A 25,372-nucleotide genomic window follows, 5' to 3' on the forward strand; every position below is an offset into this window, starting at 1 on the left:
CGCCGCACTTAGCAGAGCATCGCTGCCGGCAAAAGCACCTGGCGGATAAATGTCAGGCCGCCTGCGACAGCGATTTGTGCGCGTCAGCAAGGATCTCGAACGACCGCACCCGCGCCGCGTGATCGAATATCTGCGCGGTGACCATCAGCTCGTCGGCGCCGGTGCGGCGCACGAAGGCGTCGATGCCCTGGCGAACCGTTTCGGGAGAGCCGACGACGGCGCAGGACAGCGCCTGGCCGAGCATGGTCTTGGCCATCGGGTCGAGATCCCTGTCATAGTTCTCAACCGGCGGCGGCAAGCGTCCTGGCCGGCCGGTGCGCAGATTGACGAAAGCCTGCTGCAGCGAGGTGAACAGCAGCCGTGCCTCGGCATCGGTGGGCGCGGCAAAGACATTGAGGCCGAGCATGACATGCGGCCTGTCGAGCTGTTCCGACGGCTGGAAGCGCGAACGGTAGATGTCCAGCGCATGATCGAGCTCGGCGGGCGCGAAATGCGAGGCGAAGGCGTAGGGCAGGCCGAGCATGGCGGCGAGTTGGGCGCCATAGAGGCTGGAGCCGAGGATCCAGACCGGCACATTCTGGCCCTCGCCCGGCACGGCGCGCAAGCGCTGGCCTTCCTCCGCGGGGAGGAAATAGCCCATCAGCTCGACAACATCCTGCGGAAAATTGTCGACGCCAGCCTCGAGGTTGCGGCGCAAGGCGCGCGCGGTGTTCATGTCGGTGCCGGGAGCGCGGCCGAGGCCGAGATCGATGCGGCCCGGAAACAGGGCGGCCAGCGTGCCGAACTGCTCGGCGATAACCAGCGGCGCATGGTTGGGCAGCATGATGCCGCCGGCGCCGACGCGGATGGTTTTGGTGCCGCCGGCGACATGGGCGATGACCACGGATGTGGCGGCGCTGGCGATGCCCGGCATGTTGTGATGCTCGGCCAGCCAGTAGCGCTTGTAGCCCAACCGCTCGGCATGGCGGGCGAGATCGAGCGAGTTGGCCAGCGACTGCGAGGCATTGCTGCCTTCCACGATCGGCGACAGGTCGAGAACGGACAGTTCGGTCATGCGTTGGTCTCCACGATGTTCTTCTCACGCACCCTGGCCTCGAAAGCCCCGCGGTCGGGAATGATGATGCCGAGCCGGCCTTGCAGCGTGTCGGCGAGTTCGGCGGCGGTGGCTATCTCTGTCTGCTCGGTGCGGCCGCCAAGGTGATGGATCGACAGGCGGTTGCCGCGCAGCGCGTAACGCCGGTCCGTTGCGGCGCGCGCCGCTATGACAGTGCTGAGGAAATGCGATGTCGGGTTGGTCGACAGGAAGTAGCTGGTGACGGAATAGTCGACCTCATATTGCGGCTGCAGATCGAAGCGGTAAAGCGAGCGCCAGTCGCCGCCGATGGCGGCCTGGAGGCGGAAATGATCGTCGGCCTCGACGATGCGGAATGGCTCGTGCGGTGTCGCCTGTTCGCGGCCCGGTTCGAGCAGCAGCGGCGCCGTCAGGGTCAGGCCGCCGAAGCCGACATCGGCGATATAGGTCTTGCCATCGAGCTCGATGCGCAAAAGCATGTGGCTTCGCGCGGTGATGGCGTCCTCGCTCTGGCCCCAGAGCACGCGCGCGGCCAGGCCGCCGACCTCGAACCCAAGCGCCTTCAGCGCGTGCATGAAGAGGAGATTGTGCTCGAAGCAATAACCGCCGCGCCCACCAAGGACGATCTTGTCCTGCAGCGCGGCAAGGTCGAGCCGGACCGGATGGCCAAGAAACGGATCGATATTCTCGAACGGAATTGCCTGCGGATGCAGGAAATGCAGCGCCTTCAGCGTATCCAGCGATGCGTCAAGCGGACCGGCGTAACCGATGCGAGCTAGATAGGCGTCGAGGTCGAAGAAAACGTCGTTCATCGGGAGGGCACCGGCCATTGTCCGGCCGGATATAGGCATTCGGTCCGGGCGCCGCAAACACAGCGAGTTGGCTACGCGGCGGCCTTGTTGTTCTCCTCGACGGGTTCGTCCTCCACCACGGCGGTTTGTTGCGCGGCGAGGAAATTGCCGACATGGCCGAGCCCCTCGAAATGATCGCAGAACACCTTGATGACGACCAGCAGCGGCACCGCCATCAGCGCGCCCACGAAGCCCCACAGCCACGACCAGAAGGCGATGGCGATGAAGATCGCCACGGCGTTGATCTCCAGGCGCCTGCCGACCACCATAGGTGTCACGAACTGGCCTTCGACGACATCGCACAACAGCACGAAGGCCGGCGCCAGCAGCGCATAGGAAATGGTGTCGAAGCTGATCAGAGCCATCACCGCGACCAGCACGATGGTCAGCAGCGCGCCGACATAGGGCAGGAAGTTGAGGAGTGCCGCGGCGACACCCCAAACCAGCGGATTGGGCATGCCGAGCGCCCACAGGCCGAGGCCGATGACGGTGCCGAGACCGGCATTGATGATGGTGACGGTGAGCAGATAGTGCGAGATTTCGCGCTCGACGTCATAGACGACGCGCAGCGCCCGCTTCTTTTCGCTGAGGCTGGTGAAGGACTGGATGATCTTCTCGTAGAACATCGTGCCCGAGGAGAGCAAGAACAGTGACAGCACGAAGATGATGGTGAGGCTCGTGCCCGCCGAAAGAATGTTGCTGGCGGCCGCCGACAGGATACCGGACTGGGAGACCGCGACTTTCTGGATGCCCGGCTCCTGCGAGGTCTCGGTCATCTGTTCGACCTGATGCGAGATCTGCATGATCCTTTCCAGCGGACGCCGCAATTGCGCCAGCCGCTCGGTGAGTTGCTGGCCGATCGAGGAGGTGTTGTTGAGGAGATCGATGACAGGACCGCTGAGCAAATAGCCGGCGCTGGCGAAGACGCAGATGGACAGCAGCACCAGGAGCGTTGCCGAAACCACTTCGGGAATACCGCGCTTGCGCAGCAGCCGCACGATCGGCGTCAATGTCAGCGCCAGCAGGAAAGCCAGGATGACCGGCATGAAGAAGGCGCGGCCGAAGTAGAGCGCATAGACGGTCATGAAGATGAAGATGCCGACCAGCAGCGAGCGCATCAGATGGGTATCCGCGCGGGCCTCGACGCGCGGATCCGGGCTTTCGGCAACGCCTGCGCCGGTAGCGGCGGGTTCGGCTTTCATCATGGACCCTCGGCGGTGCGCCGCAATTGGCGCAGTCCGCAGAGGAAAAACGCCGGCACAACCGCAAGGTTCCTTTGGCCGGCAAGGCCAGTGGTGGCTTATGCAACCGGCGCTGCCACCGCAGGCACGGACTTCGCCGTCTCCTTGCGCACGATCGGCGCCACCCTTGTGCCGTAGAGTTCGATCGCCTTCATGATCTTGGCGTGCGGCATGGTGCCGATCGCCATCTGCAGCAGGAAGCGGTCATTGTTGAAGATCCTGTGCTGGGCGACGATCTTCTCGGCCACCTGCTCCGGACTGCCGACGAACAGGGCGCCATTGGGACCACGCGACTGGTCGAAATGCGCCCGCGATGTCGGGCCCCAGCCACGCTCACGGCCGATGCGGTTCATCACCTCGGCCTGCGGACCGTAGAAGTCGTTGGCGGCCTGCTCGGTGGTGTCGGCAATGAAGCCATGCACGTTGATGCTGGTGGCAAGACCCGCCGGGTCACTGCCGGCGCGTTTGGCGGCTTCGCGATAGAGGTCGAACAGCGGCGCGAAGCGCGCCGGCTCGCCGCCGATGATGGCAAGCGCCAGCGGCAGGCCGAGCGCGCCGGCACGGGCGGCAGATTGCGGCGTGCCGCCAATGGCGATCCAGACCGGCAACCTGTCCTGGAAGGGCCGGGGATAGACGCCGCGATCGTTGATCGGCGCACGCAGATTGCCGGACCAGGTCACCTTCACCTGATCGCGGATGGCAAGCAGCAGGTCCAGCTTTTCGGCGAAGAGCTCGTCATAGTCCTCGAGATTGTAGCCGAACAGCGGGAAGGATTCGATGAACGAACCGCGCCCGGCCATGATCTCGGCACGGCCACCCGAGAGAAGATCGAGCGTGGCGAACTGCTGGAAGACGCGCACCGGATCGTCGGAGGACAATACTGTGACCGCACTGGTCAGCTTGATGCGTTTCGAGCGCTCGGCGGCCGCGGCCAGCGCCACGACCGGTGCTGAGGCGGCATAATCGGGCCGGTGATGTTCGCCCAGACCAAAGACGTCGAGACCGACCTGGTCGGCCAGTTCAACCTCCTCGATCAGGTTGCGCAGGCGCTCGTGCGGGCCGATGGCGCCGGGGCCTGGCTGCGGGCTGACGTCGGCAAAAGTGTAGAGACCGAGTTCCATGTCATGTCATCCTGGTGTTGGGTTTTGCCGCTAGACGTAGCGAACGACCTGCCTTGCCGCCAGAGGCGTGGACGGTGAACAGTGCATGTCGGTTTGGGTGGAAAGGCGTCTCCCGGCTGCAACATCACGGAATTTCATGGCTGGCATACCGTTTTGGCGCTTGAACTCTCGGCATTCGCGCGTATGTAAGCCTCGCGAATTGACTTCAGGGAAGTGGACTTGGCTATCTACAGGGAAAAAGACATTTTCGAGCGGCGCAATGCCGCGAACGAGGCAAAGAAGGCGCTTCTGGAGCGCTTCAAGTCAAAGCCGGCGGCAGATGATCCTGCGGTGCTGGCGCGACAGGCCGAACGCAAGGCAATCCTCGAGGCCCGCGAAATCCGCGAAGCCGAGAAGGCAAGGCTGAAGCAGGAAAAGCTGGCACGCGAGGCGGTCGAGAAGGCCGAGCGCGAGGCAGCGGCTGAAGCGGCCCGCATTGCGGCCGAAGAGGCAGCACAGGCTGAAGCGAAGATCAAGGAAGCCGAAGAGACCGAGCGTATTGCTCGCTTGCTGGCCGACGAAGCCGAACGCAAGGCGAAACGCGACGCACGCTATGCGGCGCGCAAGCAGCGCACCGGCAGAACGCCCCCAGGCTTCTCCGCCCGCTAGCAGCTTCGGCGCAGCCAGTTCGAATATTGAATCAGGGTCGCCTCGCAGCGGCCCTGAAGGTGTTTGTGCGAAGGCAGCGCCTTTGGGCGACATGCATTCAGGCTGCGAATTTCAGCCCCATGATGCCGCAGACAATCAGCGCGATGCAGGCGAGCCGGATCGCGGTTGCGGGTTCGCCGAGCAGCCAGATGCCGAGCAGCGCCGTGCCGACGGTGCCGATGCCGGTCCACACCGCATAGGCAGTGCCGACGGGAAGCGCCTTCAAAGCCAGGCCGAGTAGTGTGAGGCTGACGATCATCGACGCGACCGTGAGCACGGTCGGAACCAGCCTGGTGAACCCGTCAGTGTATTTGAGGCCGATCGCCCAGCCGATTTCGAACAGGCCGGCGAAAAACAGAAGAATCCATGACATCGGGAACGCTCCATCCAGCATCGGGCCGGGCGGAAGCCGATCCTCAGATGCTGATTATAATGGCGGGTCGTCCCGACCGAATTTTCGGGGAGGCGCGGGGTCGTCCCCGCGCCGTTGATATAGGTTGTCCAAATGCCCGATCAACCCGGCGGCATCATCTGATGCCGCCGGCGGGATTTTGCCGCGCCTGACTTGCCGAGGCCTATTTTTCCTTGATGCGCATCGCCTTGACCGGCGGCGCCTTCAGGGCGGGGGCGGGCGCCGGCTTCTTGGCATCCTTCTTCGGCTTGCGGGCTTCCTTGCCAGCCTTCATCGCACCTTTAGCCATGATTCGTTCCTCCAATTGCGGGAAGCGAAGTGAAACAAGAGAAAGGCTTCGCTGCAAGGGGGCAGCGCCCGTCGCAGCCATCGGCCGGCTGCTTTCAACCAATTTCTAATTTACTCGTAAACCACGGCGGTCCGTGCCATTCTCATCTTCGCACTGCAGCATCGACCCGCGCCTTCGCCGGGTGATCGCTGGGCAGGCCGGTCAGGACAACAATGCGGATCCACATCGGCTGCGAGATGAGTTTCGACTTCCCGCAGGAAACGCCGCTCATCGCGATGCTCAATGTCCACTATTCCCGCGCCTCCGATCTTGAGCGCCCGGATTTTTTGACCTCGAATCCGCCGGTGCCGATCGAGAGCTACCGCGACAGTTTCGGCAATTGGTGCAACCGCTTCGTCGCGCCGCCCGGGCGGTTCAGCTTCGGCACCGATGCGGTGATCCGCGCGCCCGGTACCTTCGAGATGGGCGAGCTGATGGCCTGGCAGCACGACGTGCGCGACCTGCCGGCGGAAACGCTGCTGTTCCTGCTGCCCAGCCGGTTTTGCGAGAGCGACCTTTTGGCCAACGAAGCGTGGCGGCTGTTCGGCCATACGCCACTCGGCATCCCGCGCGTGCAGGCGGTGTGCGATTTCGTCCACAACCACATCGTCTTCAACTACGGCAACGCACGGCCGACGCGCACCGCGGCGGAAGCCTATCGCGAGCAGAGTGGCGTGTGCCGCGACTTCGCGCATCTCGCCGTCACCTTCTGCCGGGCGCTCAACATCCCGACACGCTACTGCACCGGCTACATCAGCGATATCGGCATGCCTAAGCCGTGGTCGAGCATGGATTTCGCCGCCTGGATGGAAGTCTATCTCGGCGGCCGCTGGCATGTCTTCGACCCGCGCAACAATGCACCGCGCATCGGCCGCATCCTGATCGCCTCCGGGCGCGACGCGGCGGATGTGCCGCTGACGCATATTTTCGGCCCAGGAACACTCGCCGGCTTCAAGGTGTGGACCGACGAGATCGTCGAATAGCGTTCCGGCCCCTTCGAAGACTTTGAACGACCCGGCGATTGGCGCGTTGTGATGGCTGTGGAGCTTCGGCGGCTGGGCCGTTACAACTGTATGCCTGAAGGGGACAACACTGCATGGCCGGGCATGGCGGCTCCAAGACGGTCATCTATGCGGCGCTCGCCGGCAATCTGGCGATCGCGCTGACCAAATTCGCCGCCGCCTTCTTCACCGGCAGTTCGGCGATGGTGTCGGAAGGCGTGCACTCGCTGGTCGATACCGGCAATGGCGGCCTGCTGCTCTACGGCATGCACCGTGCCGCGCGGCCCGCCGACCGCACGCATCCGCTTGGCCATGGTCGCGAACTCTATTTCTGGAGCTTCATCGTCGCACTTCTCGTCTTCGCGCTCGGCGCCGGCGTCTCGCTCTACGAAGGCATCGTCCATATCATGGCGCCGGAGCCGGTCGCCAACGTCAAGGTGAACTATATCGTTCTCGCCCTGTCCTTCCTGTTCGAAGGCAGCTCCTGGATGGTGGCACTGAAGGAGTTTCGTCGGCAGAAGGGCAAGCAGGGCTGGCTGCAGGCCCTGCAATCGAGCAAGGACCCGAGCGTCTATACGGTGCTGTTCGAGGACAGTGCAGCCCTTCTCGGCCTGATCGTCGCCTTTGCCGGCATATTGGCGGCAGAGATGCTGGAGATGCCGGAGCTCGACGGTGCCGCCTCGATCGGCATCGCGCTCATCCTCGCCGCGACGGCGATCTTCCTCGCCCGTGAAAGCAAGGGCCTGCTCATCGGCGAACCGGCCTCGCCCGAGGTGCAGAGAAAAGTGCTGGCGATCGCCCAGCAGGATCCGGCGGTGCAACGGGCGAACGGCGTCCTGACCGTCCACATGGGACCGCAAGAGATCGTTGCTGGGCTCAGCATCGAATTCGAGGACCATCTGACGGCGCCGGAGATCGAGGCCTGTGTCGAGCGCCTGGAGGCACGGCTGAAGAAGGAGATGCCGGAGATCACGCGGCTGTTCGTCAAGCCGCAGACCACGGGCACCTGGGAGCAGCGGCGCAAGCTGATCGAGGCGGCATCGAACTAGTCCTGGACCAGCGCAGCGCCGTTGCCCCGTCGCATTGCCTTGCTAAGATCAGGCGACGGATTTGGGAGGAGCAACCATGAAAATCGACGGCGGGTGCCATTGCGGCGCCATCACCTACGAGGCGGAGGTCGACCCGGAAAAGACCTCGATCTGCCACTGCACGGACTGCCAGCAGCTGACCGGCACGGCCTTTCGCGTCACCGTTCCCGCGCCCGAGGATCATTACCGGATTACCAGGGGCACGCCAAAAATCTATATCAAGACCGGATCGAGCGGCGCCAAGCGCGCCCAGGCCTTTTGCGGCGAGTGCGGTTCGCATCTTTACGCCACGTCTGTCGGCGACGGCCCGAAGGTCTATGGGATCAGGGTAGGCACCGCACGCCAACGCGAGGATCTGGTGCCGACACAACAGAAATGGCACCGGTCGGCGCTGCACTGGCTTCCGGAATTCGGTGGCATAAGCGTCGTGGAAGAGCAGTAGCACCTGCCACTCGGTCGAAAGCGGGCCTAGACTACCAATTATGTGCTAGCCTCGCTCACCATCAAAGGGCGGGTGATAGCGATGTTGGAAACGGACAAGTTGTTTGCCGGCTCGATCCCGGAAAATTACGACCGCTATATGGTGCCGTTGATTTTCGAGCCGTTCGCCGCTGACCTTGCGCAACGAGCAGCGTCCTTCACGCCCAATGCCGTGCTGGAAGTCGCCGCGGGCACCGGGGTCGTCACCCGTGCCATGGCGCCAAAACTATCCCCCGATGCAAGCTATGTCGTGACCGACCTCAACCAGCCGATGCTCGACTACGCCGCTTCGCGACAGGCTCCCGACAGTCGCATCCAATGGCGCCAGGCCGATGCCATGGCGCTGCCGTTCGAAGACGCGACCTTCGATCTCGTTTGCTGCCAGTTCGGCGCGATGTTCTTTCCCAACCGCCCATCCGCCTACCGCGAGGCCAGGCGGGTGCTGAAGCCCGGCGGACATTTCGTGTTCAACGTCTGGGACCACATCGAGGAGAATGTCTTTGCCGATGATGTGACCAATGCGCTGGCAAGGCTCTTTCCGAACGATCCGCCGCGCTTTCTGGCCCGCACGCCGCATGGCTACCACGATACGACACTGATCCGCAGCGAGCTGGAAGAGGCCGGCTTCTCCGGTGTGGCGATCGAGACCAGAGCCGAACAAAGCCGTGCGCCCTCGCCGCGCATTCCGGCCGTCGCTTACTGCCAGGGAACGGTGCTTCGCACCGAAATCGAGGCCAGGGACCCCGGGAAACTCGACGCCGCAACGGATTGTGCCGCATCCGCGATTGCGGCCAGGCATGGCAGCGGCGCGGTTGCCGCCAAAATTCAGGCGCACGTCATCGTGGCTGTGGCGTAGGCAAAATTATCCGTTCAGTCGTCGCCTTCGACGACGCGCAGCCTGAGCTGTCCGGTCTTCGAATCGGCAACGCGGGGGCCGGGCTCGATTTTTGCGGCAGGTGCCCGCGACGGCGCGTCCGGGCTGGCATCGCCATCGGGCTGCACTCCGAACTCCAGCGCCTCGATCTTCTGGCCGCGCTTGGTCACCTTCGATGTCGAGACGAGGATATCGTCGATGTCCTTGGCCGACTGGCCGAAATGGACCTGCAGCTTGCGCACGCGCTCGTCGACACGTTGCACATCCTCCATCAGCCGGATGACTTCGCCCTGGATCAGATGCGCCTGTTCGCGCATGCGGGCATCCTTGAGGATCGCCTGGATGACCTGGATCGACAGCATCAGCAGCGACGGCGAAACGATGACGACGCGGGCGCGGTGCGCCTTGTGAACGATCGCCTCGAAATTCTCGTGGATCTCGGCGAACACCGATTCCGACGGCACGAACATGAAGGCGGTGTCCTGCGTCTCGCCCTGGATCAGGTATTTTTCGGAGATATCGCGGACATGGATCTCGATGTCGCGGCGGAAGGCCTGCGAGGCGACCTTCTGCAGGTCGGCGCCATCGGCGGCGCGGATGGCATTCCATGCCTCCAATGGAAATTTGGCATCGATGGCCAGCGACGGCGCGCCGTTCGGCATCTTGACCAGGCAATCGGGCCGGCTGCCATTCGACAGGGTCGCCTGGAATTCGTATGCGCCCATGGGCAGGCCGTCGGCGACAATCGCCTCCATGCGCGACTGGCCGAAAGCGCCGCGCGTCTGCTTGTTGGAGAGGATCGCCTGCAACTGCACGACCTGGCCGGCGAGCGACTGGATGTTGCCTTGCGCGACATCGATGATCGCCAGCCGCTCCTGCAGTTTGGCCAGGCTCTCATGCGTGGATTTGGTCTGCTCGGTCATGGTCTGGCCGAGCCGGCCGGTCATGGCGTCAAGCCGCTGGCCGATCGACTGCGTCAGCTCCGCCTGGCGCGCGCCGAACACTTCGGCGATGGCGCCCATGCGGCCCTGCATTTCGGCCTGGCTTTGCAAGATGCCGGCCATCCGCGCCTCGGCATCGCGGGCATGGTCGGCGGCTTCCGCGGCAGCGACCGCGCGCGCCTTGGCCGACCGCCACAGCGCGATGACCAGCGCCACGAACAGGCCGAGAAACAGCAAGGCGCCGAAAGCCAGCGCGTGGCCGAGCGTGATCGTGGTGGCGCCAAGCCGTGCGACGGGCTGCGAAAGGATGGTGCTCAGATCATTCATGTGGACAGCATAGCCGATTCGGGTCGCTGGCACAGATCAAAACAAGAACACGGCTGAGATGCCCCGGTTGACGCTTTTCGCTGGAGGTCTTACGTGGGACGCCATGCCGATCAAGCCGCTCATCATCCTCCCCGATCCCATCCTGCGCCAGGTTTCCAAGCCGGTGGAGCGCGTCGACGCGCCTTTGCGCAAACTGGCCGACGACATGCTGGCGACCATGTATGACGCGCCCGGCATCGGGCTGGCGGCGATCCAGGTCGGCGAGCCGCTGCGCATGCTGGTGATCGACCTCGCCAAGGAAGACGAGACGCCGGCGCCGCACGTCTTCATCAACCCGGAGATCCTGGAAAGCGCCGAGGCGCGCTCCGTCTACGAGGAAGGCTGCCTGTCGATCCCAGACTACTACGCCGAGGTCGAACGCCCGGCTTCGGTGCGGGTGAAGTATCTCGACCGCGACGGCAAGCTGCAGGAGATGGAGGCCGAAGGCCTGATGGCGACCTGCCTGCAGCATGAGATCGACCATCTCAACGGCGTGCTGTTCATCGACCACATCTCGAAGCTGAAGCGCGACATGGTGGTGAAGAAGTTCAAGAAGCTCGCCAAGGACAAGGCGCCGGGCAAGCTGGTGGGATAGGGGAAAATGCCCCTTCGCGTCATCTTCATGGGCACGCCGGAGTTTTCGGTGCCGACGTTGCGCGCGCTTGCCGAGGCCGGACATCAGATTTCCGCCGTCTACACCCGGCCGCCGCGCGCGGCCGGCCGGCGCGGGTTGGAATTGACGCCGTCGCCGGTGCAGCGCGAGGCCGAGCGGCTGGGCATCGAGGTGCGGACGCCGACATCCCTGAAGGGCGAGGCCGAGCAGGCCGCGTTCAGCGCCCTGCAGGCCGACATCGCCGTGGTCGTCGCCTATGGTTTGCTGCTGCCGAAGGCGGTTCTCGACGCACCCCGGCTTGGCTGCATCAACGGCCATGCGTCGCTTTTGCCGCGCTGGCGCGGTGCCGCCCCCATCCAGCGCGCCATCATGGCGGGAGACCTGGAAAGCGGCATGATGGTGATGCGCATGGAAGAGGGGCTGGACACCGGACCGGTGGGATTGCTTGAAAAATGCGCCATAGACCCCGATATGACAGCCGGCGATCTGCATGATCGGTTGATGAGCGTCGGTGCAGCCCTGATGGTGGACGCGCTGGCGCGGCTGGAAGAGAACACCCTGACATTTACCGCGCAAGCGGCGGAAGGGGTGACTTACGCCAGAAAAATCGATAAATCCGAGACGCATGTGGATTGGACGCGGCCCGCGGCCGAGGTCCATAACCACCTTCGTGGCCTGTCGCCCTTTCCCGGCGCCTGGTCCGAAATTGACATTGGCGGCCGCATGGAACGGCTGAAACTGCTTCGCTCGACGCTGTCCGAAGGCCTGTCGCTTTCGGATGATTTGGGCGAGTCGGGAGGAATTCTCGATGACCGGCTGACGGTCGCCTGCGGGGCAGGCGCGATCAGACTGGTCGAAGTTCAACGTGCGGGCGGAAAGCCCGCCGCCGCGTCGGAATTCCTGCGCGGAGCCAAGATCGTAAAAGGAATGAAGTTCTCATGAGCATGATGTCGATACGCGCGGCGACGCCGCCGGGATCGCGAGGCCATTCGCCTCGTCGAGGAACACGCTTTCGGCCAGCAGGCGGAGGCCGGGCTGGTCGACGCGCTGGTGACCGGCGGCGACGCCGTCGTCGAACTGGTGGCCGAAGAAGACGGCCAGGTTGTCGGCCACATCCTGTTTTCGCGGCTGTTCGTCCAGAGTGGCGGCAAGAGCTCTGCGGCCGTGGCGCTGGCGCCGCTGGCGGTGGAGCCTTCGTTCCATGGCAGCGGCATTGGCGGGGCGCTGATCCGCGAGGCGCATATCCGCCTTAGGGATGCTGGCGAGACGCTGGCCGTGGTGCTGGGCGACCCGGCCTATTACGGCCGTTTCGGCTATAGCCATGCTCGCGCTGAAAAGTTCGAGAGCGAGTACCAGGGCGAAGCGCTGCAGGCGCTGGCCTGGGGCGATGCTCCCGAAGCCGGCCGGCTGGTCTACGCCTCAGCCTTCACTGCTCTCGCCGCTTAGGCGAGAGCGTATAGCCGCCCGGGCATGCCGCGTTTTCGCCTCGACATCGAATATGACGGCAGCCTGTTTGCCGGCTGGCAGCACCAGGCCGACCAGCCTTCGGTGCAGCAGGCGATCGAGCAGGCGATCGAAAAATTCAGCGGTGAGGCGGTGCGGCTGCGCGCCGCCGGCCGCACCGATGCCGGCGTGCATGCGACCGCCCAGGTGGCGCATGTCGACCTCACCAAGCCATGGCCTGGCGACAAGGTGCGCGATGCCATCAACGCCCATCTGCAGGCAGCCGGCGCGCATGTCGCCATCCTGAAGGCGGCGATCGTCCCAGACGATTTCGACGCGCGATTCTCGGCCACAGGCCGCCACTATCTCTACCGCATCCTCAACCGGCGCGCGCCAGCGGCGCTGGAAAAGGGCAAGGTGTGGTGGGTGCCGAAGCGACTCGATGCCGGCGCCATGCACGAGGCGGCTAAAATCCTGCTTGGCCGGCATGATTTCACAACCTTCCGCTCGACGCAGTGCCAGGCCAACAGCCCGATCCGCACACTGGAGCGGCTCGATGTGAGCCGGGCGGGCGACATGATCGAAGTAAGGGCCTCGGCCCGTTCCTTCCTGCACAACCAGGTGCGCTCCATGGTCGGCTCGCTCAAGCGGGTCGGCGATGGCGGCTGGACCGAGGCCGACCTCAAGGCCGCTCTCGAGGCGCGCGACCGCGCCGCCTGCGGCCAGGTGGCGCCGCCCGACGGGCTTTTTCTCATTGGCGTCTATTATCCCGAATAAGAGGCGCAGGCTCTATGCGGGATAGAGCCGGTAGGCTCTATCCCGAGCTCGGCAGGCTCTACCCCGGGAACGGTCCGGAAAGGCTCTGAGCCCCGACATCGTCCGGCACGGAGATGCCAAGCAGCATCTGCAGTCCAAACAGCACCAGCAGCGAAGCGATGAACATGCCGACGAAAACGGCGGTTCCGATCGCCGCGCCCTTGCCGATCGTGGCGTTGGTCATGCGCCAGGTCAGCGCCATCGACAGGGCAAACAAGAGCAGCGACACAAGGCTCGATATCTGGCTCGCGGACGACAGGAACAGTCTGATCAGCGCCGAGGGCAGCATCAGCCAGGCGGTGATGGCGGAGGCCCAGTTGCTGGCGACGACATAGTGGACGAAGCGGCCGCCGATGCCGGCGCGCGGCGCGACCACGGCGAACACGACCAGCGGCAGCACCCAGGAGCCGATATCGACCGTTGCCAGGCGCAACAGCATGCCGAAACGGCCCACAAAAGCGTTGGGATCGCCGATCTCGTTGGCGATGCCGACCCAGCCGACGATCAGCGCCGGCGCGGCAACGACGATGGCGAAGAAGGAATTCCAGAAGCCGTCCGCCGACAGGTCGAGCAGGCGCAATCCGTCGGCCTTGCCGAGCATCAGCCGCCAGGCACCTGTCAGCGAAGCTTGGGTTTCATCCGCCGAAAGCATGCTGCTCAGCCCTGCCCGAACCAGTCTTCGATGAAGCGTTGATAGATCCGCGTCAGCGTTTCGAGATCGGCAAGGGCGACGCGCTCGTCGACCATATGCATGGTCTTGCCGACCAGGCCGAACTCGACCACCGGGCAGTAATCCTTGATGAATCGCGCATCCGATGTGCCGCCGGACGTAGACAGCGCCGGTTTCTTGCCGACCGTCGCCTTGATCGAGCCGGCAAGCGTGTCGACCAACTTGTCGTCGCGGGTCAGGAAGACATGGCTTGGCCGGTCGCGCCAGACGAGGTCGTAGTCGACCGGCGTCTTCTTGCCCGGCCGATACTTCTTGCGCCTGGCCGCCTGGTCGAGGCGGTTGTGGATTTCGGCTTGGACGGTTTCGGCCGTCCAGGTGTCGTTGAAGCGGATGTTGAAGATCGCGGTGGCCTTGGCCGGAATGACGTTGGTGGCCGGGTTGCCGACATCGATGGAGGTGACCTCCAGATTGGTCGGCTGGAAATCCCTGGTTCCCTTGTCGAAGACGGGATGCAGCAAGGCGTCGACCAGGCTCATCAGCCCGCGCACCGGATTGTCGGCAAGCTGCGGATAGGCGGCATGGCCCTGACGGCCATTGACGGTGATTGAACCGGACAGCGAGCCGCGCCGGCCGATCTTGATCATGTCGCCGAGCGCATCAGGATTGGTCGGCTCGCCTACGATCGAGGCATCCCATTTCTCGCCCCTGGAGGCGGCCCATTCAAGCAGCTTGACGGTGCCGTTGATGGCGGGCCCTTCCTCGTCGCCGGTGATCAGCAGCGAGACCGAACCCTTGGGACCACCATGCTTCTCGACATGGCGCGCTATCGCCGCAATGAAACAGGCAATGCCGCCCTTCATGTCGACCGCGCCACGGCCATACATCTCGCCATTGGCGATCTCGGCGGCGAAAGGCGGATGCGTCCAGGCGGCTTCGTCGCCGACCGGCACGACATCGGTGTGGCCGGCGAACATCAGATGCGGGCCGTTGCCGGACCGCCTCGCATAGAGGTTCTCGATATCGGGCGTGCCGTCCTCGGAGAACACCGGCCGGTCGACCAGGAAGCCGAGCGGCTTCAGCATCGTTTCCAGCGCACTCAGCGCACCGCCTTCGGCTGGTGTCACCGAGGCGCAGCGGATAAGGGCGGCAAGGTTTGCGGCGGGATCGGTCGGCAGCGTCATGGCAAAAGCGATAGTCGAAAGCGGAAGGCCTGTCACGGCCAGACATGGAGGCCAGCCCGATGGCAGACGATGGCGCCGACATTATGGTTTGCATGTCGTATAGTCCGGCCGGTGCGGAGTAAGAAATGGCAGGCGGGGAAAAAAGGATCGTCATCGCCGGTGCCGGCAGCATCGGCTGTTATGTCGGCGGCTGCCTGGCGCTTGCCGGGCGACAGGTTGTCCTGCTGGCCCGGCCGCGCATCGAGGCCGCGCTGCGGCAGGGCGGATTGCGCGTCAGTGACCTCGAGGGCCGCGATCGGCTGGTCAAACCCGACGCACTCGGGATCACCACGGATCCAGCCACCGCCCTGTCCGAAGCGGACGTGATCCTGGTCACCGTCAAGAGTGGCGCGACGCAGGAGATGGCCGGGCTGATCAACGCCCATGCCCGCCCCGATGCGGTGGTGGTCAGCCTGCAGAACGGCGTCGACAATGCCGACAGGCTGCGCGCCGGACTTGGTCCGCGAACCGTGCTGGCCGGCATGGTGCCGTTCAATGTCGTACAATCGCCGGATGACGAACTGCCGCTGCGCGTCCACCGCGCCAGCGACGGCAAGGTGATGATCGAGGACGGCGGCCTTGCCGGCCTTCTCGATGTCGCCAGTCTTCTCGATGTCGCCAGTTTTCTTAATGTTGGGGGACTGGCGGTCGAAACGCATGGCGACATGAAGGCTGTGCTGTGGGGCAAGCTTCTGATGAATCTCAACAACGCGCTGGTGGCGCTGTCGGGCCTGCCGCTGGCAAGCGAACTCGCCGACCGCCGCTGGCGGCTGATCCTGGCCGGCCAGATCGACGAGGCGCTGCGGGCGATGAAGGCCTCCGGCATCGCGCCGGCTCGTGTCGCCGGCCTGCAGCCGGCGCTGCTGCCGAAGGTGCTGCGGCTGCCGGACTGGCTGTTCAAATTGCTGGCGCGGCGCATGCTGGCGATCGACCCTCAGGCACGCTCGTCGATGTGGGACGATTTGCAGCGCGGCCGGCCGACGGAGATCGGCGAGCTGCAGGGGGCGGTGCTCGGCCTCGCCCAGAGAACGGGTACGCCGGCGCCGCTGTTGAAAAGCGTTACCGCTTTGGTGCGCGCGGCGGAAGCGGCGCAGCGTGGCTCGCCGGGCCTGGCGCCCGAACAGGTTGCGCCGCCGGGTGGCTCTCGATCAGCGTGATCTTCTGCCAGATCTTGCGCGACAGGTTGGACGCCAGGTTCTCGATGTCGTTGACACCATCGATGACGACATCGTCATTGACCGACTGCGCGAACAGAGCGGCGATCTTGCCGGTGATCGACAGCATTTCGGAGCAATAGTCGAGGTAGCGCGCCAGATCGGCGGCATTGGTGATGCGGGCGGGAGAATGCGCCGTCGGCTTGAAATTGGCCGAAAGAGCCGCCGGATCCTTGGTCAGCTGATGCATGTCGATGACATGGATCAGCGAACGCAGGCCGTGCAGCTGACGAAACACCCGCTTGCGCTTGATGCGCTCCTCGGTGCGGATCAGCGCCAGCAGGCCGAGTACGGCGAGGATGATCATGTTGATCGTGGCTTCGATGCCTTGCACCGACTGCACCGCATCGTCGGCCTGGGAGATGTGAATGAGCGGCAGGATGGTGCCGACGAACAGAAAGATCAACGCGCCGGCGAGGACGGCGGCGATGATGAGCCCGCGCAGCCACCAGATCGGTTCCTCGAGCCCTTTCGCCGCCTTGGCCAGGTCGCGCGACAGCGACACCAGTTCGCCGGCGACGCCGCGCAGTCCGGCATCGGGAAAACGCTCGGCGACGCGGCCCTCGAGCCGTTCGGCGGTGTCGATGATCAGTTTCGGATCAAGCGTGCGGTAGCGCATGTCCGATCGGTCCTCAGGGTTGTGCCGGTTCGTTGGTGCGCCGGCCATAGCGGTTGGGCCCAGGCTGCCCTGGAAACAGGCACAACACAAGAAAGGCGACGATCGAGACGACCGGCACGAACAGGATCAGCGCGGCGATGCCCGGCTTGTCGAGGTCGTGCAGGCGTTTCACCGCCAGCACGATGTTCGACCATAGCGAGGCAATGAAGGCGATGAAGAAGATGAACGACCACATGTTGCTCTCGGCTGAGCCTTCCGGCACCAGCGTGAAGCGATACAGCGGGAACGCCTGGATGATGGCGACCAGCAAGCCACCAAGAAAATAGGCCGCGCGGCTGACGCGGCCCGATGTCTTGAAGAAAAGCCAGGTAAGATTTGAACTGTCAGGCAAGCGGGTCCGGTCCGTATTGATTGGCACCGCTGGTGCCCTGGAGGATGCCGAGTTCGACCAGCAGCCAGATGCCACCGATGATGGGGACAAAGCCGATCAGTGTCCACCAGCCCGACTTGTTGCGGTCGTGCCAGCGTTTGGCATAGAGGGCAACAGGAAATAGATCGATGCCAGCGCGAAGAGGATGCCGATGATGCCGACCTGGGCGCCACTGCTTGTGGTGAAACGCGTGCCAAGGATCGAGTCGAGAATGAAGGCGACGATACCGATAACGATGAACACGCCAATGCCAGCCCAGAATTTGGCGCGGTTGATGCGACCGTCGAAACTCGTCAGCAGATACTTCCAGTCCATGTCACCCCTCCATGTTGAACCAGCGCGACCGATTGTCGCGCCGGCGGAAGGTGCGCCCGCTTTGCGGAAAGATCAATCGCGCAGCAATTCGTTGATCGAAGTCTTCGAGCGGGTCTTGGCATCGACCCGCTTGACGATGACGGCGCAGTAGAGGCTGGGGCCGGGCTCGTTGTTTGGAAACAGCTTGCCGGGCATCGAGCCGGCGACGACAACGGAATTTGGCGGCACTTCGCCATAGAACACCTCACCGGTGGCGCGGTCGACGATCTTGGTCGACTGGCCGATGAAGACGCCCATGCCGAGCACCGAGCCTTCGCGCACGATGCAGCCCTCGACGACTTCCGAGCGCGCGCCGATGAAGCAATTGTCCTCGATGATGGTCGGGCCGGCCTGCATCGGCTCCAGCACGCCGCCGATGCCGACACCGCCCGACAGGTGAACGTTCTTGCCGATCTGGGCGCAGGAGCCGACCGAAGCCCAGGTGTCGACCATGGTGCCGGTATCGACATAGGCGCCGACATTGACGAAGGACGGCATCAGCACGGCGCCCGGGGCGACGTAGGCGGAACGGCGTACGATCGACGAGGGCACGGCGCGGAAACCCGCCTTCTCGAAATCGACGGCGCCCCAGCCATCGAACTTCGACGGCACCTTGTCCCACCAGACGGCCTCGCCCGGGCCGCCCTTGATGATCTCCATCGGGTTGAGCCGGAAGGAGAGCAGCACCGCCTTTTTCAGCCACTGGTTGACGTGCCACTTGCCGTCCGGCTGGCGCTCGGCGACGCGGGCGGCGCCGCGATCGAGCAGGTCGAGCGCCGACTGGATGGCGTCGCGCGTTTCGCCACGGGTCGCGGTCGAAATCGTGTCGCGCTCCTCGAAGGCCTTCTCGATGGTCTTTTCGAGGCTCGCCAGATCGGGCTTCGACATGAATTCGCTCCATTACCAAGCTGTTAAGGGGCTGCGCCTTAACCTGTTTCCAAAGTCGCGCGGACCCCGGGCATGCTTCGCCTGCCTAGGTCTTTGCCTGGAGCAGGTTCTGTCGCAAAACCGCAGGACACTTTTGCGGAACCTGCTTAAGTGAAGCCCTGGTGAGGGTCAATCGCGGGTGCGTCATGGGACGGCGCAAGTGAAGGAATTGGACGGGTAATTTGATGACACCTATGGAAAAGGCGGGGTGGACGCCGCTGCCACATTCGGACGAGGATCTGGAGCGGTCGAAAAGCGTGCCGGACACGCCGCAGACGCGGGCCGAGACCTACCGGCTTGCCTGGAACGATCCCGATTTCATGACACGGCGCGAATTGCGCGCGGTGCGCCTGCAGCTCGAACTCTTGAAGCCGGAGATGATCCTGGCGGAGCGCGGCATCCGTTCGACGGTGATCCTGTTTGGCGGCGCGCGCCTGCCGGAACCCGGCGGCGAGGCCTGGGCGGCCAAGAACGAGACGCAGAGGAAGAACCTCGAGGAAAACAGCAAATATTACGAGGAGGCGCGCAAATTCGCCCGGCTGTGCTCGCGGCAGTCGGCCGCCTCATACTATCGCGAGTATGTCGTGGTGACCGGCGGCGGCCCCGGTGTGATGGAAGCGGGAAATCGCGGCGCCGATGATGTCGGCGCGCCGTCGATCGGGCTCAACATCGTGCTGCCGCACGAGCAGGCGCCGAACGCCTATGTGACGCCGGAGTTGTGTTTCAACTTCCACTATTTCGCCATCCGCAAGATGCACTTCGTCATGCGCGCCAAGGCGGTGGCGGTGTTTCCCGGTGGCTTCGGCACAATGGACGAGTTCTTCGAGACGCTGACCCTGATCCAGACCGGACGCATGGAGCGCGTGCCGGTGATCCTGTTCGGCAAGTCGTTCTGGAAGCGGGCGATCAACCTCGACTTCCTCGCCGAGCAAGGCACGATCAGCCCCGGCGACCAGGACATCATCGATTTCGTCGACACCGCTGATGAGGCCTGGGGGATTATCAGCCGGTTCTACAAATTAGGGGAGTAGGGCGGGGAACTGAGGAATTGAGGAATTGAGGAATTGAGGAATTGAGGGGATCGCGGTCTCTGCGTTTCGGATCAATTCCCCAATTCGTCAGTTCTTCAATTCGTCAATTCCCTACTCCCCGGCAACTATCCCCGTCAGAAACCCCGCCAGATCGTCGGTGACGAAGTCGACGTCGTCTTCCTGCGCGGGGTCGCGCTCCCAGATCTCGGCAAAGGTCGGCTCGAAATTGCGCGGCACCACCAGAACGGTGGTCATGCCCAGCGCCTTCGGCACCTCCAGGTTGCGGGCGAGATCCTCGAACATCACCGCATTGTGGCCGGTGACGGCGTGCAGCGCGGCGAACTTCTCGTAGGTCTGGCGCGCGGGCTTAGGATTGAGGCCGGCAGCGACGATATCGAAGATGTCGTCGAAATGATCGAGGATGCCGAGCTGGCGCGCGGTGCGCTCGGCGTGCCTGCGGTCACCATTGGTGAAGATGAACTTGCGGCCGGGAAGCTGGCGGATGGCGGTGCCGAGGACGGGGTCGGGCACCAGCCAGGAATAGTCGATGTCATGCACCTTCTCGAGGAAATCGTCGGGATCGATGCCGTGGCGCGTCATCAGCCCGTTCAGCGTCGTGCCATATTCGAGATAAAGCTCCTTCTGCAGCTTGCGCGCCTCCTCGCGAGGCAGCGCCAGCAATTCCCCGACATAGGCGGTCATCTTGACGTCGATCTGCGAGAACAGATTCGAATGATGCGGATAGAGCGTGTTGTCGAGGTCGAACACCCAGTCGGTGACATGGGCGAAGCGGGCGGGATCAGGCAGCGTGGTCATGCGCTCCTTATGGCATGAAACGGGGATTCTGAAAGAGACTTTATCCACAACTTTCACGCGCTTTGAGTGGCGGAAATGGCCGCACGATTCAAATTTTAAGCAACCGGGAAAGGTGGCCTTCAGGGCTTGCTGGCACAGAGACAGTCCTGTGGGGAGTCTGCGATGAACAGCATTATTCTGAAATCCGCCGCTATCGCTTTCGCCTCCGTCGCCGCCTCTCTTCTCCTGACGCTGATCATCGTTCCGGCCCTGGGATTCCCGATCAACCGAACGATCTGGCTGACCTCCACCCTTTGTCCGCTGGTGCTCGCATGGGTGGCATGCGCCAGCACCTTCTGGCAGAGCGACAGGCTGAAAAACGCGCACCGCGAACTGGCCAGGGCGCACGCCCAGCTTGCCGCAGCGCATCGCCGCCTGTCGGAGAAGGCGAGCCGCGACGACATGACCGGCATGCTCAACCGGGAAAGTTTCTTTGCCGCGCTGGACGGCTCGCGGCGTAAGTCCGACCGCGGCGCGCTGCTGATCATCGACGCCGATCATTTCAAGAAGATCAATGACAGTTTCGGCCACCTGACCGGTGACGACGCACTGCTGTTGATCGCCAGCGCCATCGAGCGCGGCGTGCGCAGCGGCGACGTTCTTGGCCGCATCGGTGGCGAGGAGTTCGGCGCGTTCCTGGTCGGAGCCACCGAGCAGGAAGCCAAGCGTGTCGCCGAGCGCATTCGCCGCGAGGTTGAGCTGATCCGCTTCCGGCCGGTCGACGAACGGACCATTCCGCTGACCGTCAGCATCGGCGGCACCGTCTGCGGCGAGGACGTCAACGTCTCGGAACTGATGCGCGCGGCGGACCGGCGCCTCTACCAGGCCAAGCATCGCGGTCGCAACCTGACGATCCTTGACACGGACATTTCCGCGGCCGCGTGAGCCAGCCGGTCCGGTACACCCGGCCTGTTAAGGAATTTCTAACCCTGTTTGCATTCGGTTGTGCCGCTTGGCCGCCTTTTCACTGCTTCGAGACCGCGCTTGGCACGATACTGGCCTCTGTGACGATGCGTGTGCCGTTTGGGGAATGTCATGCGCGCATCGAAGCCCCTACCGAGAGACCTGTCATGAGTTTCTTCAAGAAAATGTCACGCCGCACGCTCGTGCGAGCAATGATCGCGCTGCCTGCCCTGTCCCTGTTCCGCAAGCTGCCCGAGACCGACGCGGCCCAGGCCAGTCCATCACGGGCCGACCCGAATGAGATCATCGAGGTCAATGGCTGGATCCTGAAGCGGAGCGACCTGGCATGATCTTCGACAGCTATGAGGCGTATCGCGCCGCCAACTTCAAACCCAAGGTCTGCATCCTCGGTTCCGGCCCGGCCGGCACAACCATTGCCCGCAAGCTGGGTGCCGCCGGCATCCCGGTCGTGGTGCTGGAGGCCGGCTCGCGGGACTTCAGCGACGAGTCGCAGGATTTCTACCGTGGCACCACGGTCGGCGATTTCTATTTCGACCTCGACATCACCCGGCTGCGGTATATGGGCGGCAGCTCCAACCACTGGGCCGGCTGGTGCCGCGTGCTCGACAAACAGGATTTCGAACCGAAGGCGTGGGCACCCGACACAGGCTGGCCGATCCGCCGCGCCGACATCGAGCCCTATCTGCCCGAGGTGCATGATATCCTGGAGCTTCCCGATTTCCGGTCCGACGTGCCGATCTCGGACGACATACGCTGGGTGCAGCTGATCAAGAGCCCGGCGGTGCGCTTCGCCGAGAAATTCGCGGACGAGCTCGACAAGAGCCGCAACATCGCCGTCGTGCTCAACACCTATGCCACCGAGCTTGCCGGCGACGGCAAACGGGTGACCGGCGCCAAACTGTGGTCCAACGGCCAGGACGCCGGCTCGTTCAGCGCCGACTACTTCATCGTCTGCACCGGCGGGCTGGAGAATTCGCGGCTGCTGCTGTGGTCGAACCAGCGCTCCAACGGCGGCGTCGTTCCGAACGCCACGGCACTTGGCCGCTATTGGATGGAGCACCCGACCTTCGAGGGCGGCAATGCCATCCTGGCCGACTATAGCGAGTTCGAGGTCGATGCCGTCAACGAGGCCTTTTTCTCGCCGACGCTTGCCGCGATGGAGCGGCTGCAGATCATGAATTTCGGCATCAGGCTGATCGAGACGCCCTATGCAGGCGTCAAGCATGTGATTGCGGATCTCGCCTGCACGGCGCCCGACATGGCGGAATGGGTCGCTTACCAGCTCAGCCAGAACCTGCGCTGCGCGGCCCAGCTCTACGTCGCCTGGGAACAGGCGCCGCTGGCGTCCAACCAGATCGAACTGTCGAAGACCGATGTCGACCATGCCGGCGTGCCGCGCATCGAGCTGCACTGGAAGAAATCGGCGCTCGAACGCCGCACGCTTGTCGAAGGCCTGAAACTGTTCGGCAAGACACTCATCGACAAGGATCTCGGCCGGGTTCGTCTGATGGACTGGATCGCCAATGGCGAGGATTATCCGACCAACGAGGAGACCGCGGGGCACCACCACATGGGTGGCACGCGCATGGGCACCGACGTCACCAGGAGCGTGGTGGACGCCAACTGCAAGGTGCACGGCATGGACAATCTCTATGTCGGCGGCTCCTCGGTGTTCTGCACCTCCGGTCAAGCCAACCCGACGACGACGATCACCGCGCTGGCCTGCCGGTTGGGCGAGCATCTGAGCAAGGTGGTCTCCGTCTGAGCGGCCGGAAATATCCGCGACGGGCGCGGTTGCCGGTCAGATCGATGGCTTTTCGAGCGGCGCCAGGTCGGCACGGTAACGCGTGAAGGCCCGGGTCGTGCGCGAGCCGAAGCGGATGAAGAAAGGCAGCATCAGGTCGCGCAGGAACAGGGCGACGCGGCCTTTCACCTGCTTTTGCGAGCCGATCCGCCGGCTGACCTTGACGATGTGTTCGACGCGGTCCTGGCGTAGCGCCTGAAAGGCGGCGAAGGCCTGCGTCGGCAGCGGTGTCGCATCCAGGCACGCGGCCAGCACCACGGCATCCTCGATGGCCATCGATGCGCCCTGCCCGGAATGCGGCGAGACGGCGTGCGCGGCATCACCCAGCAGAACCACCCGACCGGTGTGCCATTGCGGCAGATGCAGCATGTCGAACACCGGATAGGCGCGCGGGATTTGCGTGACGGTGTCGACGATCTGGCGGATCGTCCTGGGGTCACCGGCATGCAGCTGGCGAACGGTTGCCGCCAGACGCTGGGGATCGGGTCTCGTCAGGGCAGCATCCTCGTCCAGCGGAAAGGACGAGAACCACAACACCAGCCCATCATCCGGTTTCATGTAGCCGAAGAACGCTTTCTTGCCGAACACCATATGCATCAGGCCGTCGGTCGGCTCGACAAAGGGCAGTTCCGCCACACCGCCGACGCCGGTCAGTCCGGTATAGACAGGATCCGGGGAGGCAGGAAAACAGACGCGGCGGACGCGCGACCAGACACCATCGCAACCGGCCAGCCACGCGGCATCGACCGTGACATCGTTGCCGAAGGCAAGGCGTACACCGTCTGGCTGTTCCTCGATGGCGGCAAGCGCATGGCCAAAACGGATGTCGGCGCCAAGCGCCAGCGCTTCATCCAGCAGCGCGCCGAGCAGGTCCGAGCGGCGCAGCGTGACGCTTTCGGCGCCGGCTTCGCGCATCGACTGCCGCTCGTCGAGATGGATGAGCCGACGTCCGGCGGCGTTCATGATCTCGAAGCCAAGTGTGCGAATGCCCAAGCGCGCTTACACGCTCGGCAAGCCCAAGCGAACGCAAGGCGTTGATGCCATTGGGCGCCAGGGTGAGGAAGACACCTTCGCTCAACGCTTCGCGCGATCGTGCCTCGAACAGGCAGACGGCAAGCCCTTGCCGGCGAAGCATGACGGCAAGTGCCAACCCGGCAACGCCGGCGCCAATGATGGCGACCGGCAAAGCCGAGGGGGTGGAGACGGCCATGGTTAAAAGCCATAGATGGCGATGCGCACCAGCACCGCCGCGGCGGCAAGCGCCACGAGCAGGATGCCGAGGCCAATGGGAGAGCCCCAGCCATACCATTCCATCGCCAGCTTGGCGTATTTGAATTCATCCTCATGCGAGAGAGGGGTACGTTGTTGAATCAAGCTCATTTTTCACTCCTTGTCGGTGGCCGGCTCTTGCCTTGTCCAGGCTGCGGCCGCATATTTCTGTAATGATCTAAATGTTAGATAGATTGATAGTTAGATGGTCGAAATAAATTCGTCAAGCGAGAATCGTGACGACCTGACAAGGGCCATCGGCCTTGCCATCATGCAGTGGCAGGACGCGACCCAGGCCTATGACGAAGCGGTGGGGATGCGGCTCGGACTGAACATGGCCGAGCGCCATTGCATCGGGCTGCTCTATGGCGGCCCGCAATCGGCCGGTGCGGTCGCCACCGCGACCGGGCTGACGCCGGCGGCGGTGACGGCGCTGATCGACCGGCTGGAGGCGCGCGGCCTGCTGACGCGCACGCGCAGTCTCGAGGACCGGCGCAAAGTGGTGATCGAAGCGACCGAGGCGACGCGGGAGCTGTCGGCGCGCTATTACGGCGCCATTGCGCGGGAGGGTGAAAGGTGATCGCCACCTTCAGCGACGCCGAGCTCGCGACAATATCGCGCTTCGTCAACGCCGCGCTCGACTTGCAGCGCGCTCAGCTTGCGCGGCTGAAGGCCGAGGGGTCGGACAGCCCCGGGCGATAGGGGCGCGATGTGTTCGCGG

The 25,372-nt window shown here is 64.0% G+C and carries 29 protein-coding genes and 3 pseudogenes; 16 read left to right on the forward strand and 16 right to left on the reverse strand.

Annotation, left to right across the window (positions count from 1 at the left end; genetic code table 11):
* Positions 1-52: 52 nt before the first annotated feature.
* The 4 genes from AC0V8S_RS03110 to AC0V8S_RS03125 form a co-directional block, all read right to left on the reverse strand.
* A complete protein-coding gene (locus tag AC0V8S_RS03110) occupies positions 53-1,054 on the reverse strand; it encodes an LLM class flavin-dependent oxidoreductase (protein WP_183464703.1) in 1,002 nt (333 codons plus the stop codon).
* On the reverse strand, positions 1,051-1,884 hold the full coding sequence (locus AC0V8S_RS03115) for an arylamine N-acetyltransferase family protein (protein ID WP_475436793.1): 834 nt from the start codon (positions 1,882-1,884) through the stop codon (positions 1,051-1,053). Before AC0V8S_RS03115 ends, AC0V8S_RS03110 begins: the two co-directional genes overlap by 4 nt.
* Before the next feature lie 71 nt (positions 1,885-1,955).
* Complete coding sequence (locus AC0V8S_RS03120) at positions 1,956-3,125, reverse strand: AI-2E family transporter (RefSeq protein WP_183465104.1); 1,170 nt, start codon at positions 3,123-3,125, stop codon at positions 1,956-1,958.
* Positions 3,126-3,223: 98 nt separating this feature from the next.
* Positions 3,224-4,285, reverse strand: coding sequence for an LLM class flavin-dependent oxidoreductase (locus tag AC0V8S_RS03125; protein ID WP_475436794.1), 1,062 nt, complete (start codon positions 4,283-4,285; stop codon positions 3,224-3,226).
* A gap of 219 nt (positions 4,286-4,504) precedes the next feature.
* Here AC0V8S_RS03125 and AC0V8S_RS03130 point away from each other — a divergent pair, with 219 nt between their 5' ends.
* On the forward strand, positions 4,505-4,933 hold the full coding sequence (locus tag AC0V8S_RS03130; RefSeq protein ID WP_027052925.1) for a DUF6481 family protein: 429 nt from the start codon (positions 4,505-4,507) through the stop codon (positions 4,931-4,933).
* A 97-nt stretch (positions 4,934-5,030) separates the two neighbouring features.
* Here AC0V8S_RS03130 and sugE read toward each other — a convergent pair whose 3' ends face one another.
* Positions 5,031-5,345, reverse strand: a complete 315-nt coding sequence (gene sugE / locus AC0V8S_RS03135; RefSeq protein WP_027028310.1) for a quaternary ammonium compound efflux SMR transporter SugE — start codon at positions 5,343-5,345, stop codon at positions 5,031-5,033.
* Between the two features lie 202 nt (positions 5,346-5,547).
* Complete coding sequence (locus AC0V8S_RS03140) at positions 5,548-5,754, reverse strand: hypothetical protein (RefSeq protein ID WP_475438772.1); 207 nt, start codon at positions 5,752-5,754, stop codon at positions 5,548-5,550.
* A gap of 131 nt (positions 5,755-5,885) precedes the next feature.
* Here AC0V8S_RS03140 and AC0V8S_RS03145 point away from each other — a divergent pair, with 131 nt between their 5' ends.
* The 4 genes from AC0V8S_RS03145 to AC0V8S_RS03160 all read left to right on the forward strand — a co-directional run bounded on the left by AC0V8S_RS03145 (position 5,886) and on the right by AC0V8S_RS03160 (position 9,137).
* Positions 5,886-6,695: a transglutaminase-like domain-containing protein gene (locus AC0V8S_RS03145; RefSeq protein ID WP_183464700.1), complete on the forward strand. Its 810-nt coding sequence runs from the start codon at positions 5,886-5,888 to the stop codon at positions 6,693-6,695.
* A 113-nt stretch (positions 6,696-6,808) separates the two neighbouring features.
* Positions 6,809-7,762, forward strand: a complete 954-nt coding sequence (locus AC0V8S_RS03150) for a cation diffusion facilitator family transporter (RefSeq protein ID WP_475436795.1) — start codon at positions 6,809-6,811, stop codon at positions 7,760-7,762.
* Between the two features lie 76 nt (positions 7,763-7,838).
* Positions 7,839-8,243, forward strand: coding sequence for a GFA family protein (locus tag AC0V8S_RS03155; protein ID WP_183464698.1), 405 nt, complete (start codon positions 7,839-7,841; stop codon positions 8,241-8,243).
* An 81-nt stretch (positions 8,244-8,324) separates the two neighbouring features.
* A complete protein-coding gene (locus AC0V8S_RS03160; protein WP_475436796.1) occupies positions 8,325-9,137 on the forward strand; it encodes a class I SAM-dependent methyltransferase in 813 nt (270 codons plus the stop codon).
* 14 nt (positions 9,138-9,151) lie between these two features.
* Here AC0V8S_RS03160 and AC0V8S_RS03165 read toward each other — a convergent pair whose 3' ends face one another.
* Positions 9,152-10,423 (reverse strand): DNA recombination protein RmuC, encoded by a 1,272-nt coding sequence (locus AC0V8S_RS03165; RefSeq protein ID WP_183464696.1) that lies wholly within the window; start codon positions 10,421-10,423, stop codon positions 9,152-9,154.
* 103 nt (positions 10,424-10,526) lie between these two features.
* On the opposite strand from AC0V8S_RS03165, the gene def reads away from it, so the two are divergent.
* From def to truA, 4 genes and pseudogenes are all read left to right on the forward strand, one after another.
* Positions 10,527-11,057, forward strand: a complete 531-nt coding sequence (def, locus tag AC0V8S_RS03170) for a peptide deformylase (protein WP_183464695.1) — start codon at positions 10,527-10,529, stop codon at positions 11,055-11,057.
* Positions 11,058-11,063: 6 nt separating this feature from the next.
* Positions 11,064-12,017, forward strand: a complete 954-nt coding sequence (gene fmt, locus AC0V8S_RS03175; RefSeq protein ID WP_183464694.1) for a methionyl-tRNA formyltransferase — start codon at positions 11,064-11,066, stop codon at positions 12,015-12,017.
* Positions 12,014-12,521 (forward strand): annotated as a pseudogene (locus AC0V8S_RS03180) (GNAT family N-acetyltransferase). Before fmt ends, AC0V8S_RS03180 begins: the two are co-directional and overlap by 4 nt.
* 24 nt (positions 12,522-12,545) lie before the next feature.
* The gene (gene truA / locus AC0V8S_RS03185; protein WP_475436797.1) at positions 12,546-13,295 is read left to right on the forward strand and encodes a tRNA pseudouridine(38-40) synthase TruA; all 750 of its coding nucleotides are present in this window, start codon (positions 12,546-12,548) and stop codon (positions 13,293-13,295) included.
* A gap of 58 nt (positions 13,296-13,353) precedes the next feature.
* On the opposite strand, the gene AC0V8S_RS03190 is transcribed toward truA, so the two are convergent.
* Positions 13,354-13,986 (reverse strand): transporter, encoded by a 633-nt coding sequence (locus AC0V8S_RS03190; RefSeq protein ID WP_183464691.1) that lies wholly within the window; start codon positions 13,984-13,986, stop codon positions 13,354-13,356.
* Between the two features lie 5 nt (positions 13,987-13,991).
* A complete protein-coding gene (dapE, locus tag AC0V8S_RS03195) occupies positions 13,992-15,185 on the reverse strand; it encodes a succinyl-diaminopimelate desuccinylase (protein ID WP_475436798.1) in 1,194 nt (397 codons plus the stop codon).
* Positions 15,186-15,310: 125 nt separating this feature from the next.
* Between dapE and AC0V8S_RS03200 the strand changes: the two genes are divergently transcribed.
* Positions 15,311-16,381 (forward strand): 2-dehydropantoate 2-reductase, encoded by a 1,071-nt coding sequence (locus tag AC0V8S_RS03200; protein WP_475436799.1) that lies wholly within the window; start codon positions 15,311-15,313, stop codon positions 16,379-16,381.
* Here AC0V8S_RS03200 and AC0V8S_RS03205 read toward each other — a convergent pair.
* The 4 genes and pseudogenes from AC0V8S_RS03205 to dapD form a co-directional block, all read right to left on the reverse strand.
* Positions 16,284-17,057, reverse strand: a complete 774-nt coding sequence (locus tag AC0V8S_RS03205; protein ID WP_475436800.1) for a hypothetical protein — start codon at positions 17,055-17,057, stop codon at positions 16,284-16,286. The genes AC0V8S_RS03200 and AC0V8S_RS03205 overlap by 98 nt on opposite strands.
* 13 nt (positions 17,058-17,070) lie before the next feature.
* Positions 17,071-17,448 (reverse strand): DUF805 domain-containing protein, encoded by a 378-nt coding sequence (locus tag AC0V8S_RS03210; protein WP_064990109.1) that lies wholly within the window; start codon positions 17,446-17,448, stop codon positions 17,071-17,073.
* Positions 17,441-17,802, reverse strand: a pseudogene (locus AC0V8S_RS03215) (DUF805 domain-containing protein). Before AC0V8S_RS03215 ends, AC0V8S_RS03210 begins: the two are co-directional and overlap by 8 nt.
* A gap of 72 nt (positions 17,803-17,874) precedes the next feature.
* Positions 17,875-18,729: a 2,3,4,5-tetrahydropyridine-2,6-dicarboxylate N-succinyltransferase gene (gene dapD / locus AC0V8S_RS03220; RefSeq protein ID WP_183464686.1), complete on the reverse strand. Its 855-nt coding sequence runs from the start codon at positions 18,727-18,729 to the stop codon at positions 17,875-17,877.
* Between the two features lie 224 nt (positions 18,730-18,953).
* On the opposite strand from dapD, the gene AC0V8S_RS03225 reads away from it, so the two are divergent.
* Positions 18,954-19,799 (forward strand): LOG family protein, encoded by an 846-nt coding sequence (locus tag AC0V8S_RS03225; protein WP_183464685.1) that lies wholly within the window; start codon positions 18,954-18,956, stop codon positions 19,797-19,799.
* Between the two features lie 111 nt (positions 19,800-19,910).
* On the opposite strand, the gene AC0V8S_RS03230 is transcribed toward AC0V8S_RS03225, so the two are convergent.
* On the reverse strand, positions 19,911-20,615 hold the full coding sequence (locus AC0V8S_RS03230) for a pyrimidine 5'-nucleotidase (protein ID WP_475436801.1): 705 nt from the start codon (positions 20,613-20,615) through the stop codon (positions 19,911-19,913).
* A gap of 162 nt (positions 20,616-20,777) precedes the next feature.
* Here AC0V8S_RS03230 and AC0V8S_RS03235 point away from each other — a divergent pair, with 162 nt between their 5' ends.
* The 3 genes from AC0V8S_RS03235 to AC0V8S_RS03245 all read left to right on the forward strand — a co-directional run bounded on the left by AC0V8S_RS03235 (position 20,778) and on the right by AC0V8S_RS03245 (position 23,343).
* Positions 20,778-21,539, forward strand: a complete 762-nt coding sequence (locus tag AC0V8S_RS03235; protein ID WP_095203769.1) for a GGDEF domain-containing protein — start codon at positions 20,778-20,780, stop codon at positions 21,537-21,539.
* 185 nt (positions 21,540-21,724) lie between these two features.
* Positions 21,725-21,907 carry a hypothetical protein gene (locus AC0V8S_RS03240; protein WP_183464684.1) on the forward strand — a complete coding sequence of 61 codons (183 nt, stop codon included), beginning with the start codon at positions 21,725-21,727 and terminating at the stop codon, positions 21,905-21,907.
* A complete protein-coding gene (locus AC0V8S_RS03245; RefSeq protein WP_183464683.1) occupies positions 21,904-23,343 on the forward strand; it encodes a GMC oxidoreductase in 1,440 nt (479 codons plus the stop codon). Before AC0V8S_RS03240 ends, AC0V8S_RS03245 begins: the two co-directional genes overlap by 4 nt.
* Before the next feature lie 36 nt (positions 23,344-23,379).
* On the opposite strand, the pseudogene AC0V8S_RS03250 reads toward AC0V8S_RS03245, so the two are convergent.
* Both AC0V8S_RS03250 and AC0V8S_RS03255 read right to left on the reverse strand, forming a co-directional pair.
* Positions 23,380-24,592 (reverse strand): annotated as a pseudogene (locus tag AC0V8S_RS03250) (FAD-dependent monooxygenase).
* A gap of 2 nt (positions 24,593-24,594) precedes the next feature.
* Positions 24,595-24,762, reverse strand: coding sequence for a hypothetical protein (locus AC0V8S_RS03255; RefSeq protein WP_171892201.1), 168 nt, complete (start codon positions 24,760-24,762; stop codon positions 24,595-24,597).
* 94 nt (positions 24,763-24,856) lie between these two features.
* Between AC0V8S_RS03255 and AC0V8S_RS03260 the strand changes: the two genes are divergently transcribed.
* Entirely contained in the window at positions 24,857-25,231 is a 375-nt protein-coding gene (locus AC0V8S_RS03260; RefSeq protein WP_475436802.1) for a MarR family winged helix-turn-helix transcriptional regulator, read from the forward strand.
* Entirely contained in the window at positions 25,228-25,353 is a 126-nt protein-coding gene (locus AC0V8S_RS03265) for a hypothetical protein (protein ID WP_475436803.1), read from the forward strand. Before AC0V8S_RS03260 ends, AC0V8S_RS03265 begins: the two co-directional genes overlap by 4 nt.
* Positions 25,354-25,372 lie beyond the last annotated feature (19 nt).

The organism is Mesorhizobium oxytropidicola (assembly GCF_056174625.1).